This window comes from Flavobacterium sp. GSP6, assembly GCF_003984855.1.
Taxonomy (GTDB): Bacteria; Bacteroidota; Bacteroidia; order Flavobacteriales; family Flavobacteriaceae; genus Flavobacterium.
The window spans coordinates 36,515-53,651 of sequence record NZ_RYDO01000009.1; the positions used below are offsets into that span (position 1 = coordinate 36,515).

At 35.1% G+C, this 17,137-nt stretch carries 18 protein-coding genes; 2 read left to right on the forward strand and 16 right to left on the reverse strand.

Annotation, left to right across the window (positions count from 1 at the left end):
- Positions 1-72: 72 nt before the first annotated feature.
- The 4 genes from tsf to rplM all read right to left on the reverse strand — a co-directional run bounded on the left by tsf (position 73) and on the right by rplM (position 2,830).
- A complete protein-coding gene (gene tsf / locus EKM03_RS10315) occupies positions 73-897 on the reverse strand; it encodes a translation elongation factor Ts (RefSeq protein ID WP_126458271.1) in 825 nt (274 codons plus the stop codon).
- Positions 898-1,004: 107 nt separating this feature from the next.
- A complete protein-coding gene (rpsB, locus tag EKM03_RS10320) occupies positions 1,005-1,808 on the reverse strand; it encodes a 30S ribosomal protein S2 (protein ID WP_126740360.1) in 804 nt (267 codons plus the stop codon).
- 180 nt (positions 1,809-1,988) lie between these two features.
- Positions 1,989-2,375, reverse strand: coding sequence for a 30S ribosomal protein S9 (gene rpsI, locus EKM03_RS10325; protein WP_126453913.1), 387 nt, complete (start codon positions 2,373-2,375; stop codon positions 1,989-1,991).
- Positions 2,375-2,830: a 50S ribosomal protein L13 gene (rplM, locus tag EKM03_RS10330; protein WP_066080505.1), complete on the reverse strand. Its 456-nt coding sequence runs from the start codon at positions 2,828-2,830 to the stop codon at positions 2,375-2,377. The genes rpsI and rplM overlap by 1 nt, the downstream gene beginning before the upstream one ends.
- 340 nt (positions 2,831-3,170) lie before the next feature.
- On the opposite strand from rplM, the gene EKM03_RS10335 reads away from it, so the two are divergent.
- Positions 3,171-4,196, forward strand: coding sequence for a LacI family DNA-binding transcriptional regulator (locus EKM03_RS10335; RefSeq protein WP_126458265.1), 1,026 nt, complete (start codon positions 3,171-3,173; stop codon positions 4,194-4,196).
- Positions 4,197-4,441: 245 nt separating this feature from the next.
- On the opposite strand, the gene EKM03_RS10340 is transcribed toward EKM03_RS10335, so the two are convergent.
- From EKM03_RS10340 to EKM03_RS10355, 4 genes are all read right to left on the reverse strand, one after another.
- A complete protein-coding gene (locus EKM03_RS10340; protein ID WP_126458262.1) occupies positions 4,442-5,398 on the reverse strand; it encodes a geranylgeranylglycerol-phosphate geranylgeranyltransferase in 957 nt (318 codons plus the stop codon).
- Between the two features lie 92 nt (positions 5,399-5,490).
- A complete protein-coding gene (locus EKM03_RS10345; protein ID WP_126458259.1) occupies positions 5,491-6,429 on the reverse strand; it encodes a mevalonate kinase in 939 nt (312 codons plus the stop codon).
- A gap of 59 nt (positions 6,430-6,488) precedes the next feature.
- Positions 6,489-6,683: a hypothetical protein gene (locus EKM03_RS10350; RefSeq protein ID WP_126458256.1), complete on the reverse strand. Its 195-nt coding sequence runs from the start codon at positions 6,681-6,683 to the stop codon at positions 6,489-6,491.
- Between the two features lie 44 nt (positions 6,684-6,727).
- On the reverse strand, positions 6,728-7,828 hold the full coding sequence (locus EKM03_RS10355) for a diphosphomevalonate/mevalonate 3,5-bisphosphate decarboxylase family protein (protein ID WP_126740362.1): 1,101 nt from the start codon (positions 7,826-7,828) through the stop codon (positions 6,728-6,730).
- 113 nt (positions 7,829-7,941) lie between these two features.
- Here EKM03_RS10355 and EKM03_RS10360 point away from each other — a divergent pair, with 113 nt between their 5' ends.
- Positions 7,942-8,421, forward strand: coding sequence for a TspO/MBR family protein (locus EKM03_RS10360; protein WP_126740364.1), 480 nt, complete (start codon positions 7,942-7,944; stop codon positions 8,419-8,421).
- A 44-nt stretch (positions 8,422-8,465) separates the two neighbouring features.
- On the opposite strand, the gene EKM03_RS10365 is transcribed toward EKM03_RS10360, so the two are convergent.
- The 8 genes from EKM03_RS10365 to EKM03_RS10400 form a co-directional block, all read right to left on the reverse strand.
- On the reverse strand, positions 8,466-9,674 hold the full coding sequence (locus tag EKM03_RS10365; protein WP_126740366.1) for an NAD(P)/FAD-dependent oxidoreductase: 1,209 nt from the start codon (positions 9,672-9,674) through the stop codon (positions 8,466-8,468).
- The gene (locus EKM03_RS10370) at positions 9,671-10,348 is read right to left on the reverse strand and encodes a glycerophosphodiester phosphodiesterase family protein (protein WP_126740368.1); all 678 of its coding nucleotides are present in this window, start codon (positions 10,346-10,348) and stop codon (positions 9,671-9,673) included. The genes EKM03_RS10365 and EKM03_RS10370 overlap by 4 nt, the downstream gene beginning before the upstream one ends.
- Before the next feature lie 538 nt (positions 10,349-10,886).
- A complete protein-coding gene (locus EKM03_RS10375) occupies positions 10,887-12,257 on the reverse strand; it encodes an NADH-quinone oxidoreductase subunit N (protein ID WP_126740370.1) in 1,371 nt (456 codons plus the stop codon).
- 13 nt (positions 12,258-12,270) lie between these two features.
- On the reverse strand, positions 12,271-13,713 hold the full coding sequence (locus EKM03_RS10380; protein ID WP_126740372.1) for a NuoM family protein: 1,443 nt from the start codon (positions 13,711-13,713) through the stop codon (positions 12,271-12,273).
- 107 nt (positions 13,714-13,820) lie between these two features.
- Positions 13,821-15,704, reverse strand: coding sequence for an NADH-quinone oxidoreductase subunit L (nuoL, locus tag EKM03_RS10385; RefSeq protein ID WP_126564497.1), 1,884 nt, complete (start codon positions 15,702-15,704; stop codon positions 13,821-13,823).
- Between the two features lie 6 nt (positions 15,705-15,710).
- Positions 15,711-16,031, reverse strand: a complete 321-nt coding sequence (gene nuoK, locus EKM03_RS10390) for an NADH-quinone oxidoreductase subunit NuoK (protein ID WP_066079401.1) — start codon at positions 16,029-16,031, stop codon at positions 15,711-15,713.
- A 1-nt stretch (position 16,032) separates the two neighbouring features.
- Complete coding sequence (locus tag EKM03_RS10395) at positions 16,033-16,545, reverse strand: NADH-quinone oxidoreductase subunit J (RefSeq protein WP_126453958.1); 513 nt, start codon at positions 16,543-16,545, stop codon at positions 16,033-16,035.
- A complete protein-coding gene (locus EKM03_RS10400; RefSeq protein WP_126458232.1) occupies positions 16,546-17,091 on the reverse strand; it encodes an NADH-quinone oxidoreductase subunit I in 546 nt (181 codons plus the stop codon). It lies immediately after the preceding gene.
- Positions 17,092-17,137 lie beyond the last annotated feature (46 nt).

A 17,137-nucleotide genomic window follows, 5' to 3' on the forward strand; every position in this document is an offset into this window, starting at 1 on the left:
AAATGGGATTTTATATTGAGGTTAGAAAACTTCTAAAATAAATTTAGAGATTCTAAAACCATTTTAGGATGATTATCCTAACGCAGCTCTTTTAAAACCGGTAACGATAAGATCTTTGTCTAAAGATTTAACATAAGCAGCAACGCTCATTTTGTTGTCTTTGATATAATCTTGGTTTACTAACGTATTGTCTTTAAAGAAACGGGCTAGTTTACCTTTAGCGATATTGTCTAGCATTGCTTCTGGTTTACCTTCTTGACGTAGGATATCTTTAGCAATTTCTATTTCTTTAGCGATGGTGTCAGCATCAACACCCGTTTCGTCTAAAGCTATTGGAGCCATTGCAGCTGCTTGCATCGATACGTTTCTTGAAACTTCTTCAGCACCCTCTACATTTGCAGATAGCGCCACTAAAGTAGCAATTTTGTTTCCGGAGTGAATGTAAGATCCGATAAAGGCACCTTCTAATTTCTCGAAAGTTCTGATTTCTAATTTTTCACCGATAACACCAGTTTGTTCGATTAATTTATCAGCAACAGTGATTCCGTTGAAATCAGCTGCTAAAAATTCTTCTTTTGTATTGAAGTTCAATGCTAGATTAGCCATTTCAGTAGCCATTTTCACGAAGCTTTCATTCATTCCTACAAAGTCAGTCTCACAGTTTAAGGTGATTACAACTCCAGCAGTTTTATCAGCATTTACAACAGCAATTGCAGCACCTTCTGTAGATTCTCTATCAGAACGGTTTGCAGCTACTTTTTGTCCTTTTTTACGTAAGTTTTCGATAGCTAAATCAAAATCTCCTTCTGCTTCAACCAAGGCTTTTTTGCAGTCCATCATTCCTGCACCAGTGATTGTTCTTAATTTATTTACGTCTGCAGCAGTAATTGTTGCCATAATTTTTTTATTTTAAAGATTAAAAGATTGAGAAATTTAAAGACTTCATCATTAATTTTACAATCAATAATTTTTATCTTTAAATTCTTCAATCTTTAAATTTATTTTTATTCTTCAGTTGCAGGAGTTGGAGCTACTGTTTCGGTAACAGGAACAACTACTTCAGCAGCAACAGGAGCTACTACTTCAGCAGCAACAGGAAGATCAGTTTCTTTGTCAGATCCTCTATCAGAAAGTCCTTCGATAATTGCACCAGTTACTAAAGTTAAGATTTTGTCAATTGATTTAGAAGCATCATCGTTAGATGGGATTACAAATTCAACCTCTCTTGGGTCAGAATTGGTATCCACCATAGCGAAAACTGGAATGTTTAATTTTTGAGCTTCTTTTATTGCGATATGTTCTGCTTTGATATCAACTACGAACAATGCAGCTGGTAGTCTTGACATGTCAGCTATTGAACCTAAGTTTTTCTCTAATTTGGCACGAAGACGATCTACTTGCAAACGCTCTTTTTTAGAAAGTGTCATGAAAGTACCATCTTTCTTCATTTTATCAATAGTTGCCATTTTTTTAACAGCTTTACGGATAGTTACGAAGTTAGTTAGCATTCCACCAGGCCATCTTTCAGTGATGTAAGGCATGTTTGCAGCTTTAGCTTTTTCAGCTACGATGTCTTTAGCTTGTTTTTTGGTAGCTACGAATAATATTTTTCTACCTGATGCAGCGATTTTTTTCAAAGCTTCATTCGCTTCTTCAATTTTTGCTGCTGTTTTATAAAGATTGATAATGTGTATACCATTACGCTCCATATAAATGTAAGGAGCCATGTTTGGATCCCATTTTCTAGTCATGTGTCCGAAGTGTACACCTGCTTCTAGTAATTCTTTTACTTCTACTTTGTTTGACATTTTTTGTTTAGTTTACGTTCTGTTGATTAGCAATGTTCCTTTTTGATTTAAAGATTCAATCTTTTAATTGGGTTTCATTTAGATGCTAAACTAATTTCCCGTCTCAACGGGACAACAACAACATTGTTTTTAAATTTAATAATCAATACGTCTTGTATAAATAATACAAGACAGGTACTATTAACGTTTAGAGAATTGGAATCTCTTACGAGCTTTCTTCTGACCGAATTTCTTACGTTCAACCATTCTTGGATCTCTTGTCAATAAACCTTCTGGTTTCAGTATCGCTCTGTTTTCAGCATTTACTTCACACATAACACGTGCCAATGCCATTCTTACTGCTTCTGCTTGTCCAGTTGAACCACCTCCGTAAACGTTCACTTTTACATCAAAATTTGTTACATTTTCTGTCATAGACATAGGTTGTAATACTTTGTACTGTAACGTTGCAGTTGGGAAGTATGTTTCGAATGCTTTTTTGTTTACAGTGATTACTCCTGTTCCTTCCGAAACATAAACACGTGCAACAGCGGTTTTTCTTCTACCGATTTTGTGAATAACTCCCATTACTTAAGATCGTTAAGGTTAACTGTTCTAGGTTTTTGAGCGCCTTGTTTGTGCTCTGATCCTACAACAACATTTAAATTTCTAAAAAGTTCAGCACCTAATTTGTTTTTAGGTAGCATTCCTTTTATTGCTTTTTCAACTAGTAATGCAGGGTTTTTTGATTGCAATACTTCAGCAGTTAAAGTTCTTTGTCCTCCAGGATAACCAGTGTGACGGATGTAAGTTTTTTCTTTCATCTTGTTCCCTGTAAGGTTGATTTTTTCTGAGTTGATAACAATTACGTTATCTCCACAGTCAACGTGTGGCGTATAACTTGCTTTGTACTTACCTCTAAGGATCATTGCGATCTTCGAAGCCATACGACCTAAGTTATGCCCATCAGCATCTACAACAATCCACTCTTTTGTAACGGTGGCTTTGCTTGCTGATTGTGTCTTGTAGCTTAATGCGTCCATAATATTATTTTAATTAAACATTCCATCCCCAATAAAGGGGTTGCAAAAGTACAATTAATTATTTTAAATACAAATACCTTAAAAGATTATTTTTTTCTTGTTTTAGTGCTGATTATCAAATGTATATTTGAAATATTTTTCCGGCAATGAATTTAGAATTAATCGAAACCGTCGATAGATTGTTTTGTTGTGAATTTCTATGTAAATTTATTGAACATTCCTCATTTTTCAGAGCCAATTTTTATATTATAATCGCTATTTTTGTCGATCTAATTGTTAATATTCTATTTATTTACATCTTGTCCCTTTTTTCTTTATTAATTACACTAAACATTTTTTTATGAAAGCCAGAGCTACACTAAAACAAATCGCAAAAGAACTGAATGTTTCTGTTTCTACAGTTTCAAAAGCACTTAATGATAGTCCGGAAATTAGTGAGTTAACTAAAATAAAAATAAAAGAATACGCAAAGCTAAAAAATTACAAACCTAACGTAATTGGTTTGAACCTAAAAAACAGGAAAACAAGAACCATTGGGGTGATTATTCCTAATATTTTGAATTCTTTCTTTGCCAAAGTATTTAGTGGTATCGAGAAAGTGGCTGATGAAAAAGGATACAATGTGATTATGTGTATTTCAAATGAATCTTTGGATAAAGAAGCGCATACTTTGGAGATGCTCAGCAATGGTACTATCGACGGATTTATTGTTTCGGTTTCTGAAGAGGCTCAAAAAAATCAGGAATACAGTCATTTTTCGGCAATCATTAATGATGGAACTCCTATTGTGATGTTTGATCGAATTGCGGATGGCGTTGATTGTGACAAAGTTATTGTAGATGATTTTGATTCGGCCCTAGATTCTACCCAACATTTAATTGATTTAGGGTGCAAAAACATAGCGCTGTTTTCTTCAGTTGATAATTTGAGTGTCGGGAAATTGCGTGCTGCCGGCTATATTAAAGCCTTAGAAGTCAACAATATACCCATTAATAAGGCTATAATTTTGAGAACCGATTGTGATGAAAATCTAAATAATCTCATAGAAAATATTTTTGATACCAATACAATTGACGGGATTTTTGCTTTGGACGAAAATGACTCCGTAGCTGCTTTGAGAATTGGACTCAAAAAAGGATATAAAATTCCCGAAGCACTTTCTATCATAGGTTTTGCAGATGGTATACTCGCCTCCCGTAGGTTGTCTCCCAGTTTGACCACGGTCAGTCAGCATGGCATAGAAATAGGCGAAGTTGCTGCTAAACTACTTATTGATCGACTGGAATCTAAAGAAGAACACATTCCCTATGAAACGGTTGTCATTAAGACAAAATTGAAAGAAAGGGAGTCAACAAGAAAACTGTAGAACGTATTATAGCAATCCTGCGGAATCACGTTTAGCAATGAAATGAACCCGAAAAAGGGTTTGTACAATGCCCCATAGCATAAAAACTGCTCTTTTTTTGTTTTTATTGAATACATAAAATTAAAAATCAAATTAATAAATGGTTGTGATTTTCTAATTTTATAGTAGGAACCCTTTTTCTATTTCAAGAGAATGCCTAGCCTGATGATAGAGGTTTTTTTTAGTAATTCTTAAAAAGGGATTGTCTAAAGCATCATCAGCAATCTTTTGCCGTGCCATAAAACACTCGGATCAATCAGTACAATACAAAATACTCCAGAGACAATTAAAAATTTCAGGACATTATGAAGCAATAGGAATTGTGGTTTAGCATTTGATTTCCACAAGTAAAGCAAGGATAAAATAAGGATTATGAGCGAGGAATAAAAATAAATATCCATATATCCCACATCGTAAATTTCGATTAAAACATAAACGGGGAAAACGGTAAGGAGTGTCAAAAAGGTTATGATTTTTTTTGAAATTTCTTCTCCATAAACAATGGGAATCGTTTTATAATCAGTAATTAAATCGCCTTTCAGATTTTCTAGGTCTTTAATCATTTCCCGAATCAGCAGCAATAAGAACAAAAAAGAGGCATGCACAAATATTACTCCAAGCTGTCTTTTGTAATTTTCAATTTCTTCAAACGGGATCTGATTGTAGTAATACAATAGTATGGCAAAAAAAGGGGTCACGGCAAGTAAAGCCGCTGTCAAATTTCCTATTATAGGGTATTTTTTTATTTTATGGGAATAAAACCAAATAACGAAAATGTATAGGGAAAAGAATAAAAAAGCACGCCAAGAAACAAACAGAGCCATTAAGGCAACTATGAAATTCAATGTAAAATAGACGTTTAGTTTTGTTTTTTGACTCACTAATCGATCTAACATGGACTTGTTAGGGCGATTGATTAAATCTTTTTGGCTGTCATAAAAATTATTGATAATATATCCCGAAGCAATTGTTAGTGATGAAGCAAAAACCAAGATAAATAAATTGAAATCGAGTAAAATAGCCAAAGCTCTTGTGTCAGGAGCCAAAATAAATATGGCTGAGAGGTATTGTGCCAGGATAATGACCGGAATGTTATAGCCTCTAACCACAGAGAACAAACTTGCAATTTTCATTAGGAGAAGTTTGTGGTGCCTGCTTAACATTTAGATTTATTTAAGAATGTGCTCCCAATAATAAGGGTGCTATTTTAGGTTTTCTTCTCCCTCTCCTTTGAAGAGGGTTGGGGAGAGGATGTTTAAAACTGGTACACGACTTCTAGTTTATACTCTTTCAGGGAAATTTTGGCTTTTTCTAAATCTTCTGTGAATCCTAAGATGTAACCACCGCCACCAGAACCACATAATTTCAAATAATAATCATTACTGTCAATTCCTTGTTGCCAGATGCTGTGAAATTGTTCCGGAATCATTGGTTTAAAGTTATTCAAGACCACTTTAGATAGTTTCTTGGTATTCATGAACAATGATTTCATGTCTCCGCCCAGGAAATTTTCAACGCAGGCATCTGTATATTTTACAAATTGATTTTTCAACATGGCGCGGAATCCTTTGTCTTTCAGGTTTTCCATGAAAATATTCACCATGGGAGCGGTTTCGCCCACAATTCCAGAATCTAACAAAAATACGGCTCCTTTGCCGTCAAAGCTTTGATTTGGAATTCCGGTTGCTTGAATGTTATCTTTAGAATTGATTAAAATAGGGATACTCAAATAACTGTTCAAAGGATCTAATCCAGAACTTTTTCCGTGGAAAAAACTCTCCATTTGAGAAAATATATTTTTTAGCTGCAATAATTTTTCACGAGTCAAATTTTCCAGAACCGTAATTTTATTTTGAGCATATTTATCATAAATAGCGGCTACAAGTGCACCACTGCTACCTACGCCATAACCCTGAGGAATACTGGAATCAAAATACATTCCGGCTTCCACATCATTTTTCAAGAGGTCTAAATCAAAAGTAACCAGATTGGGGTGTTCGTCTTGTAAAGTGTCTAGATAGATAACAAAACGCCTTAAATTCCCATTTGATTTTACCGCTTCTTCAGACGAATTTCCGTCTCTTTTGAGCGCACCATTATAAAAATTATATGGAATTGAAAGCCCTTTTGAGTCACGAATTATTCCGTATTCTCCAAAGAGTAGTATTTTTGAGTAAAATAAAGGTCCTTTCATATGGTGTTGTAAATTAACAATTTGGGGGTTGGCAATTAGGCATTTTTTAATGTGCTGTTTTATAAATCAACTTGATCGCCACGATTCGCTTCCTGAATTTCAAGGTCAATTTCTTCTTGTTGTTCAGGTGATAAATTTTTCCAAACCTCTTTTTTTTGTGATTTGAAAATGTTTTTCACAGCTTCAATTATGGCTGTGTCGTCAGTTTCTAACAACATTTTTATCAATTCTAATTTCTCGGATTGAATGTCCATGTTTTCAGGTCTTTAAAAATTAAAGATAGTGAAAAATAAATAAATTAAAGCAATACCGCTCCATTTCCAATTTCGTCACAAATGTACTGACCATTTTGACAATAGCCAACTAATTCGTGCTGAATAAATTGTAAAACTTTTTCGGCAACATTCTCAGGATATAAAACATGCACATTTGCACCGGCATCAAGCGTAAAACAAACCGGAATTCTAGTCTCATTTCTAAATTTCCAAATCGCATTTATAATCTCCAACGTATTCGGTTTCATTAATATAAAATAAGGCATCGAAGTCATCATCATGGCATGTAAAGTTAAGGCTTCGCTTTCTACAATTTTGATAAATTCCTCTAAATTTCCACTTTCGAAAATTAAAATCAATTGGTCTAAATTTTCATGCGCTTGTGCAAACCGCCTTTCGGCAAAAGGATGGTTGTGCATCAAATCATGTCCCACGGTACTTGAAACTTGTTTCTCACCTTTGTCAACTAATAAAATAGTATCTTGAAAATTCTTGAAATTAGCATGAATTGCATTTGGAAATTCCACGCCAAATAAATCCGAACTTCCGGAGATATTTGCATGATTTCCCCACACTACAACTTGTCCTTTTACACTTCTGCAAGCGCTTCCAGAACCCAAACGTGCCAGCAAAGACGCTTTCTGATAAAAATATTCTTTGGTCATTTCAGGGTTTAGTGCTTTTTCTAAACTCATTAAGTTCATCGCCAAAGCTGCCATTCCAGATGCTGATGAAGCAATTCCGGAACTATGTGGGAAGGTATTTTCCGTGTCAATCGTAAAATGGTAGTCTTTCAAAAAAGGTAAATAAATTTCTATTCGCTCCAGAAATTTTTGGATTTTTGGTTTGAAATCTTCTTTTGGTTGTCCTTCAAAAAGTAAGTCAAAAGAAAAATCATCTTTTATGTTTAGCGCAGTTGAAGTATTTTTTTTGGCGAAAGCCAATTTCGTAATCGTTTTACAATTGTTCAACGTAAAACTCACCGAAGGATTTGCAGGAATTTGATTGTCTTTTTTTCCCCAATATTTTACAAGGGCAATATTGCTTGGTGCGCTCCATTGAAAATTGCCTTCTTCAATCGAATGTGTATATTGTGATGGGATAAAATCGTTTGCTGAAATCATGAATGTATAAATTTATGCAAAGATACTTTTTTTGGGTTATTTGTTTATTCGTTTAGTTGGTTAATCGTTACAAAGATTTGAGTAAATTTGGCTCACATTAGAAAAATATAAAAATGAATAAAATCACCCGAATATTAGCTGTTGTTGTTACGTGTCTTGCGATTGGTTATTTCTCTGGTACGGTTACTCGTTCTGCCATTACCACTTGGTATCCAACCTTAATAAAACCAATTTTTAATCCGCCCAATTGGATCTTTGCACCAGTCTGGAGTATGCTATATGTGATGATGGGTGTTGCGGCTGGATTAGTTTGGGACCGAATAGAAGTAGAAAAAGAACTAGTAAAAAAAGCGTTGATTTTCTTTGCGATTCAATTAGCACTGAATGCTTTGTGGTCGTATTTATTCTTTGGATTACACAACCCGATGTTAGCCGGATTAGAAATTATTGTATTGTGGTTGATGATCTTTGAAACGTACCTTCAGTTTTCAAAAATCAATAAAATTGCGGGCTATTTATTCATTCCGTATTTGGCTTGGGTAAGTTTTGCAGCGGTTTTGAATGGAAGTATCTGGTGGTTGAATAAAGGATAGTTTTTTAACCTTTTAGGCTTCCACACTGTTAAAGCGTTGATTTATTATATAGCACTCGCCACAATAAATCCACTAGTCCACGCATTCTGAAAATTGAATCCGCCTGTAATCGCATCAATATTTACGATTTCACCAGCAAAATATAGGTTTTCATGCAATTTGCTTTCCATGGTTTTGAAGTTGATTTCCTTTAAATCAATTCCGCCTGCCGTCACAAATTCTTCTTTAAAGGTGCTTTTTCCATTCACTTGAAAAGTGCCATTCGTTAATTGATTCGCAAGATTCGTCAATTGAATTTTAGACAAATCGGCCCATTTCGTCTCCGCTTCAATTCCGGAAGCGAACACCAAACTTTCCCATAATCTATTGGTTAATTCGAAAGGAGATTTCTTGGAAACTGATTTTTTCGCGTGTTCCTGTTTTAAGTCTTTTAGCTTTTTCTCGACATCTTCTTTGTCAGCATCGTTCAACCAATTCACGAAAATATTGAACTGATAATTTTTATCATGCAAGATGCGGGCTCCCCAAGCGGAGAGTTTCAATATCGCCGGTCCGCTCATTCCCCAATGGGTAATTAACAACGGTCCTGTTGAGCTGAGTTTGGTGTCTTTTACTTTTACGGTTACTTGCGCCGCAACTCCGGGTAATTCTTTTATTCTGGAATCTTTGATATTAAAAGTGAATAAAGAAGGAACCGGGCTGACAACTGCATGACCAAAATTCTGTAACATTTCCCATACTTTAGGATTACTCCCAGTAGCTAGAATCAGTTTTTCGGCAAGATAATTTTCAGTTTGGGTTTCGATTTTCCATTCATTCTCTTTCTTGAAAATTGATTGTACACTTTGTCCTGTAAGTACTGTAATACCCAGTTTTTGTGTGGCAGTTAGAAAACAATTAATAATTGTTTGTGAAGAATTCGAAACCGGGAACATGCGTCCGTCTCCTTCTATTTTTAATTCTACACCATGTTTCTCAAACCATTCAATCGTATCACCAGAACAAAACTGATGAAAAGGACCTCGTAATTCTTTTTCGCCGCGCGGATAAAACTTCACCAATTCATTTGGCTCAAAACAAGCGTGCGTCACGTTGCATCTTCCGCCGCCGGAAATGCGAACTTTTTGCAATACCTCTGCACCGCGCTCCAGAATGGCGACTTTCAATTTTGGATTTTTCTCTACGATATTAATCGCTGTAAAAAAACCTGCTGCGCCACCGCCTACTATTATTATATCAAAATTCTGATTCATATTCTATTTGGGAAATCGGTGATGATTCCGTTTACGTTGAACGTTTTTATTTTTTCAATATCTTCTAATTCATTGATAGTCCAAGGAAAAACCTGCAATCCTTTTTCTTGCATTTGCGCCGTGTTTTCTTTTGTCAATAAATGAAAATGCGGATGAATGGATTTTGCCTGAATGAATTTGGCGAAAGCCAAAGCCAAGTCTAAATCAGTTTCCGTTAAAACGCCAATTGAAATTTTATCATTTAAAAAAGCCACTTGCTGCAACGCATTCCAATCAAAACTGGAAATTAAAAAACGATCATATTTCCAACCTGTTTTAGCAACATATTTTTCAATGAGTGAGACTACTTTGTCTGTTGCTTCGTAGCTTTTGAGTTCAATATTGATCAGGCAGCCTTGGTTTACCAAATCAAAAACCTCTTGTAGCGTAGGGATTTGGTGCTTTCCATTTATTCGAAATGCCTTTAATTCTTGCAAAGATAAAACTTTTACAAAACCTTTTCCATTGGTCGTACGGTCAATGGTTTCATCGTGAATAACAATTAATTCTTCATCAGCACTCAAATGCACGTCGAGTTCAATACCGTCCACATGTAGGTCTAATGCTTTTTGGAACGAAACAAGAGTGTTTTCCGGTTCGTATCCTTTAGCACCACGATGTCCAATTTTGAGCATTGCCTTTTAATTTCGAGTAAAGATAAACATAAAAAAAACGCCTTCATTTCTAAAAGCGTTTGGATTTAAAAAGTAAACTCATAGTCAGTTTAGACTCTTCGGTATCGTCTCCAGCTTTTGGAGAGTCCCAGATTTTATTATTTCAATTCTAATGCGAAACAAGTGTTAAGAATCAGTATTACAAATCGATTAAAAAAAACAGAAACATCTTCTATATATCTTATTAAAGTATAAAAATCAGCGACTTACGGAATTCTCGAAGTGCTTTTAAACATACTATTATTCAGACTAAAGCATTAAAATTAGTGCAAATTTATTCGACAATTTGTGAAAAACTAGAAAAGATTTAAAATATACTTGTGAGCGATTCAGTAACAACGATAAGCCAGATTTAACAGATCCAGAAATTATGACCATCTATTTTGAAAAAAGACAATACCGTTCCATTAGATTGAGCACACAATTCATTGCAAAAACACATGACAAAAAAATTCTGATAGCTAAGTCATCAGGATTTTTTTTAATATACAGATTTAATTTATGCCAACAAATCCAACACTAAGGATGGAAACAACCCTAATGCGATATTCAACAAAATTGCTACAATGGCAACCGCATAAATAACAACCGGCGTTCCTTTTCGTTCCTCATTTGGTTCTTTAGTGTACATCGCCAAAATCAATTTGAAGTAGTACCCAACGCTTATAATCGAATTGATCACTGCTACGATCACTAAAGTCAAATAACCCGCTTGAATCGTTTGATTGAACAAAACCAACTTAGCAAAGAAACCCGCAAAAATAGGAATACCTGCCATAGAAAGTAAAGCTGCCGTAAGAATGGCCGCTAATAAAGGGTTGGTTTTTCCTAATCCGTGGAAATTTACAACATCTTCGTTGTCTCTATTTTTACAAACGTATAAAATCACACAAAAAGCAGCGATTCCAGATAAAGAATACGCTGAGGCATAATACAACAAACTTCCAGCTGATGTAGACAAACTCAATAAAGTCATCAACATAAAACCGGCATGAGAAACGCCAGAAAAAGCCAACATACGTTTCACGTTTGTTTGTCTCAATGCCATAATATTACCAACGGTCATCGAAGCCATCGAAATCACAACGACTACCATTTTGAATGACTCAGAAACATCCGCATTCATTACTGATAGTAATTTGTACAAACTAGCCATAGCAACTACTTTTGCCAAAGTACTCATTAATGCAGTGGTCAACGCTGGAGAACCTTCGTAAACATCAGGTGCCCAGAAATGAAATGGAACTGCCGCCACTTTAAACAACATCCCTATGGTAACCAACACAATTCCTATTGGAAACCAAACTGGCAATTCCGCTGATTGCGACAATTCACTGATTTCAGTAACGTCAAAACTTCCCATGGCACCATAAATTAAACAGATCCCAAAAAGAATGATTCCAGAGGCAAAAGATCCCATTAAAAAATATTTCATTCCCGCTTCGTTACTTTTCAAACTCAAACGGTCACTTGCAGCAAGAATGTAAAGTGCAATGGACAACACTTCGATTCCTAAAAAGAACATCGCTAAGTTTCCAAAAGAAACCATTGCCACTGCCCCTGCTAATAAAAATATTTTTATGGCAATATAATCCGAGATTTTAGATTGGTGATTTTCGTAAAAATTATGTCCTAAAGCTACCAAGAAAATGGTTAGCACAATAAACAAAGACGAAAAAGTAGTTGAAAATTTACTCACAACAATCATGTTGCTATAGTAACTTTCCGTTGAATTATATTCAGATATAGTTAAACCCAGCACTCCCAATAATCCAATAATCATTATTGGAACAATGGCTCTTCTTAAATTAAAGATTTCAAATAAAAGGCATAAAACACCTAATCCTATTATAGCTATTAATGTATTCATTTTTTTATTTGACTTAGTTAATTCGGTTTATTTGAGTTAAAATTTCTTCCAGACTTGGGGTAATCAAATCAGTAATTGGCTTTGGATACATCCCAAAAAAGAATAAAACACCAATTATTAGTACCAAAGTTATTCCTTCATTGAACGTTACATCCGCAAAAGGTTTTGAATTAGTTTCGCCCAACATGGCATGTTGAAACATTTTCAACATATAATACGCTCCTAATATTATGGTTGTTCCTCCTAAAATAGCAAACCAAATGTTGATTTGTGAAAGACTGTATAAAACGGTGAATTCTCCAATGAAATTAAAAGTAGTTGGCAAAGCAACAGAGGCTAAAACCAAGATTAAAAACATTGATGTAAATTTTGGTGTCTGTGAACGAATGCCGCCCATTTCAGCAATTGCTCTAGTTTCATATCTTCTAAAAATAATTTCAGCTACATAAAACAATCCAACAACTACAAATCCGTGTGCAATCATTTGTAAAACAGCACCACGCAATCCATCTAATGTCAACGTGTACGTTCCGGCTGCTATTAATCCAACGTGAGCCAAAGAAGAATACGCTAATAATTTCTTCAAATCTTTTTGTTTCAATGCAACGATAGACCCGTAAATCAGCCCTGCAAGTCCAAGTCCGATGAAAATATACATGTATTCCTTAGCTGCCAGAGGTGTCAAAGGCAATTGCCAACGAATAACGCTATACAATCCCATTTTTAGCATGATCCCTGACAAAAGCATCGTACCAACGGTTGGTGCTTTCTGATACACATTTGCCTGCCAAGTATGAAAAGGAATTAATGGAATCTTAATGGCATACGCCAAGAAGAAAGCTAAGAATATCCACAATTGTTCAGTTGCTGTTAGGTTCAATTTGTATAAATCTTCTAATAAAAGACTTCCCGCTTTTTGATACATATAAACAAAAGCCACTAACATAAATAAAGAACCTGCTAAGGTGTAGATAAAGAATTTAACTACTGCTTTTTTGCGTTCTTCTACGTCTCCGTTACCCCAAATTAAAGCGATGAAGTAAATTGGAATCAATGATAATTCCCAAAAAACATAATACAACAAACCGTCTGATGCTAAGAATGTTCCTGCCATTGCAAATGACATGAACAAGATTAACGCATAAAAAGATTTTGAATTTTCGTATTGATTTCCAAAAGAAGAGAATATAATTATTGGAGTCAAAACCGTAGTCAATAAAAGCATCGCCATTGACAATCCATCTGCTTTTAGAGCGAAAGAAATATTAGGTTGCGTAATCCACTGGTTGATGAAACTGATGTTTTCACCTAAATTATAGTGATTTAATAATACAATTGAAGCGCCTGCAGCAGCTAACCCAAAGAACAAAGCTACTTTTGAAGCTAGCTTATCGCCTGCAAGATACGTTGCAAACGTACCGACCAAAAGTATAATTAATATTAGAGATACATTCATTTGTAATTATTTATTGTTTTTTAAACATCCTTCGAACCAGATTTTTAAAAGAAAATTTATTTTAAAATTATAATTTTAGTATTATGAAAACTTGTGTATAAATTCGGTTATTCTGCTAAAAACAAATACGAAACAATAGCACAAAGTCCTAAAACAAAGGCAAAGAGATAAAGACCGATACTTCCGTTTTGGACTTTCTTTCCTTGAAAACTTATTTCGTTTGCTACTTTTCCAATACCAAAAACAAAAGCTGTTACACCCGTTTCTATTGTGTCTCTGAAAAAACGAGACAAAAAGTTAATTGGTTTAACAAAAATAGCATCATAAAATTCGTCCACATAATATTTATTGTAAAGAACTTTAGAAAATCCTGTAATGGCCGCATCCTCTGTAGGAACCTCGTTTTGTTTGATGTATTTAGCGTAAGCAATACCAATTCCAACCAATCCACCCACAACAGCAATAACCATTAAGATGTATTCAGTAGTTCCTAAATGGTGTTCTGCCGTGGCTAATTTAGGTACAATAGGAGTCAAATATTCATTCAACCAACTATTTCCAGGCAAACTGATCATACCACCTATAGTAGCCAATATTGCCAAAACAATCAAAGGAATGGTAATCAAAGCTGGACTTTCGTGCAAATGGTGCTTTTGTTCTGCTGTTCCTCTGAATTCTTGGAAGAACGTTAAAAACATTAAACGGAACATATAAAAAGCAGTCATTATAGAGGCAACCGAAGCTACAATCCATAACGGAATGTTATTATGGAAAGCCACTAATAATATTTCGTCTTTAGAGAAAAAACCGGAGAATAATGGAACTCCTGAAATCGCTAATGAAGCAATAAGCATTGTTGCAAAAGTAATTGGCATCGCTTTTTTCAATCCACCCATCTTGCGCATGTCTTGTTCACCGTGCAAAGCATGAATTACAGAACCGGAACCCAAGAACAAACAAGCTTTAAAGAAAGCGTGCGTGATTACATGGAAAACAGCCACTTCATAAGCGCCCAATCCCAAAGCCAAAAACATTAATCCCAGTTGAGAAACAGTAGAATACGCCAAAACTTTTTTGATATCATTTTGCAGCAGTCCAATGGTTGCAGCAACCAGAGCAGTAACCGCTCCAACAATAGCAATAATCGATTGTACATCCGGAGTCAAATCAAATAAGAAATTCAATCTGGTAATCATAAAAATTCCTGCTGTTACCATCGTCGCCGCGTGTATCAGTGCCGAAACCGGTGTTGGTCCCGCCATCGCGTCCGGTAACCACGTATACAATGGAATTTGTGCTGATTTACCACAAGCACCAATGAATAACGCGAAAGCAGCAACAGAAAGCCAATACATATCAAGATCCGTTGCACCGGCAATAGCAGTTTTTAAAGTAGCGTAATCTAAAGTCGAGAATAAATTACCCAGAATGAAAATTCCAACTAACAACCCTAAATCCCCAATACGGTTCATAATAAATGCTTTCTTTGCAGCGTCATTAAATTCTTGGTTTTTATGCCAAAAACCAATTAACAAATACGAACAAAGACCTACGCCTTCCCAACCGATGAACATCACTAATAAGTTACTTCCTATTACTAAAAGAATCATGAAAAATATAAACAGATTCAAATACGCAAAAAAGGTATGCATATTTTCATCCTCATGCATATAACTGATCGAATACAAATGAATCAAAGATCCAATTCCGGTCACAAAAAGCAACCATAAAATGGACAGTTGGTCCAATTGAAATCCAAAATCGACTTTGAAAGTACTGATTTGGATCCAGTCAAAAAGAGCAATTCGAATGCCTTCTGGTTGAGCAGCTATTCCCCCAAAGAAATAAGCAGTCGCAATAAAAGAGACAACAACAGAAAGTGTTCCGATTATTCCAGAAAGTGATTTTCCAAGGCTTTTGCCAAAGAAAACATTAATTAAAAATCCTAAAAAAGGAGCAAGAACTAAAACTAAAGCTATATTGGTATTCATTTCCATTTATCCTTTTAGGTTTTTTAAATTATCGATGGTAATTGAACCTAAATTTCTAAAAATAGAAACCAGAATTGCCAATCCTACCGCAACTTCTGCCGCAGCAACAGCCATCGAGAAGAACACAAAAACTTGTCCTTGCGCATCTTGATGATACGTCGAAAATGCTACAAACAATAAGTTTACTGCATTCAGCATAATTTCAATTGACATAAATACGATTATGGCATTTCGTCTGTACAACACCCCAAAAACGCCAATACAAAAAAGTATCACGCTTAGGAATATATAATTTTCAATACCAATGTGGTTTAAAATATTGTTCATTTTATTTTTGCAATTTTTCTTTTTTAGACAATAAAACAGTACCAATCATAGCGACCAAAAGCAATATAGAGGCAAATTCAAAAGGCACCATATATTCGTTGAGCAACACTTTACCCAGTACTTTTATAGATTGATAATCTTCGCCAGTGGTTACATATTCGCCAACAATAGGTTTTGAGTTGATAAAAATAGCAATCAAAATCAAACATATCAAACAAAAAGAAACAATTGCTCCTAATCTTGTTATTCTTGGTTTGTGGACTTCTTTTTCTTCGTTCAGATTCATCAACATGATCGTGAACAAAAACAAAATCATAATCGCTCCAGAATACACGATGACATGTACTATGGCTAAAAATTGAGAATTCAATAATAGATAATGACCCGCAATCGAAAAGAAACACACCACTAGATAAATAGCACTGTGAATCGGATTTTTGCTGAAAATTGTCAAAAAGGCGGTTGCTAATGTGATAGCAGCCAATACACAAAAAATTATAAGTATTGTAGACATTTAGTTCGCGTTTTTAAGTTGAGCATTTTTCATTGCGATATCTAATGGCATGACCAATCTGTCTTTTCCAAAAATGAAATCTTCTCGTTCATAACTTGAAGGAACCAATACTTTAGAAGTCGTCAGGTAAATGGCGTCTTTAGGACAAGCCTCTTCACACAAGCCACAAAATATACAACGCAACATATTGATTTCATATATCGATGCATATTTTTCTTCTCGATACAAATGTTTTTCATCCTCTCTGCGTTCTTCAGCCTTCATCGTGATGGCCTCTGCAGGACAAGACAACGCACACAAACCACATGCTGTACAGTTTTCACGACCTTCTTCATCTCGCTTCAACATGTGCTGCCCCCGATACACAGGACTCATTTCACGCACTTGCTCCGGATACTGAATCGTTACTTTTCTGGTGAACAAATGCTGAATCGTAATTATCAAGCCTTTGACAATCGCAACCAGGTACATTCTTTCCCAAAAAGTCATCTCTTTATTAGAGACTACTTTTTTCCTTCCCGATAAGGATATGTTTTCTATACTCATTTTTTAGTCATTTCGAGGAACGAAGCAATCGAACACTCAATTTTAA

Excerpts from the sequence above, each read along its gene's own strand:
- tsf (WP_126458271.1), bottom strand. The coding sequence starts at position 897 with ATGGCAACAATTACTGCTGCAGACGTAAATAAATTAAGAACAATCACT.
- rpsB (WP_126740360.1), bottom strand. The coding sequence starts at position 1,808 with ATGTCAAACAAAGTAGAAGTAAAAGAATTACTAGAAGCAGGTGTACAC.
- rpsI (WP_126453913.1), bottom strand. The coding sequence starts at position 2,375 with ATGGGAGTTATTCACAAAATCGGTAGAAGAAAAACCGCTGTTGCACGT.
- rplM (WP_066080505.1), bottom strand. The coding sequence starts at position 2,830 with ATGGACGCATTAAGCTACAAGACACAATCAGCAAGCAAAGCCACCGTT.
- EKM03_RS10335 (WP_126458265.1), top strand. The coding sequence starts at position 3,171 with ATGAAAGCCAGAGCTACACTAAAACAAATCGCAAAAGAACTGAATGTT.
- EKM03_RS10340 (WP_126458262.1), bottom strand. The coding sequence starts at position 5,398 with ATGTTAAGCAGGCACCACAAACTTCTCCTAATGAAAATTGCAAGTTTG.
- EKM03_RS10345 (WP_126458259.1), bottom strand. The coding sequence starts at position 6,429 with ATGAAAGGACCTTTATTTTACTCAAAAATACTACTCTTTGGAGAATAC.
- EKM03_RS10350 (WP_126458256.1), bottom strand. The coding sequence starts at position 6,683 with ATGGACATTCAATCCGAGAAATTAGAATTGATAAAAATGTTGTTAGAA.
- EKM03_RS10355 (WP_126740362.1), bottom strand. The coding sequence starts at position 7,828 with ATGATTTCAGCAAACGATTTTATCCCATCACAATATACACATTCGATT.
- EKM03_RS10360 (WP_126740364.1), top strand. The coding sequence starts at position 7,942 with ATGAATAAAATCACCCGAATATTAGCTGTTGTTGTTACGTGTCTTGCG.
- EKM03_RS10365 (WP_126740366.1), bottom strand. The coding sequence starts at position 9,674 with ATGAATCAGAATTTTGATATAATAATAGTAGGCGGTGGCGCAGCAGGT.
- EKM03_RS10370 (WP_126740368.1), bottom strand. The coding sequence starts at position 10,348 with ATGCTCAAAATTGGACATCGTGGTGCTAAAGGATACGAACCGGAAAAC.
- EKM03_RS10375 (WP_126740370.1), bottom strand. The coding sequence starts at position 12,257 with ATGAATACATTAATAGCTATAATAGGATTAGGTGTTTTATGCCTTTTA.
- EKM03_RS10380 (WP_126740372.1), bottom strand. The coding sequence starts at position 13,713 with ATGAATGTATCTCTAATATTAATTATACTTTTGGTCGGTACGTTTGCA.
- nuoL (WP_126564497.1), bottom strand. The coding sequence starts at position 15,704 with ATGAATACCAATATAGCTTTAGTTTTAGTTCTTGCTCCTTTTTTAGGA.
- nuoK (WP_066079401.1), bottom strand. The coding sequence starts at position 16,031 with ATGAACAATATTTTAAACCACATTGGTATTGAAAATTATATATTCCTA.
- EKM03_RS10395 (WP_126453958.1), bottom strand. The coding sequence starts at position 16,545 with ATGTCTACAATACTTATAATTTTTTGTGTATTGGCTGCTATCACATTA.
- EKM03_RS10400 (WP_126458232.1), bottom strand. The coding sequence starts at position 17,091 with ATGAGTATAGAAAACATATCCTTATCGGGAAGGAAAAAAGTAGTCTCT.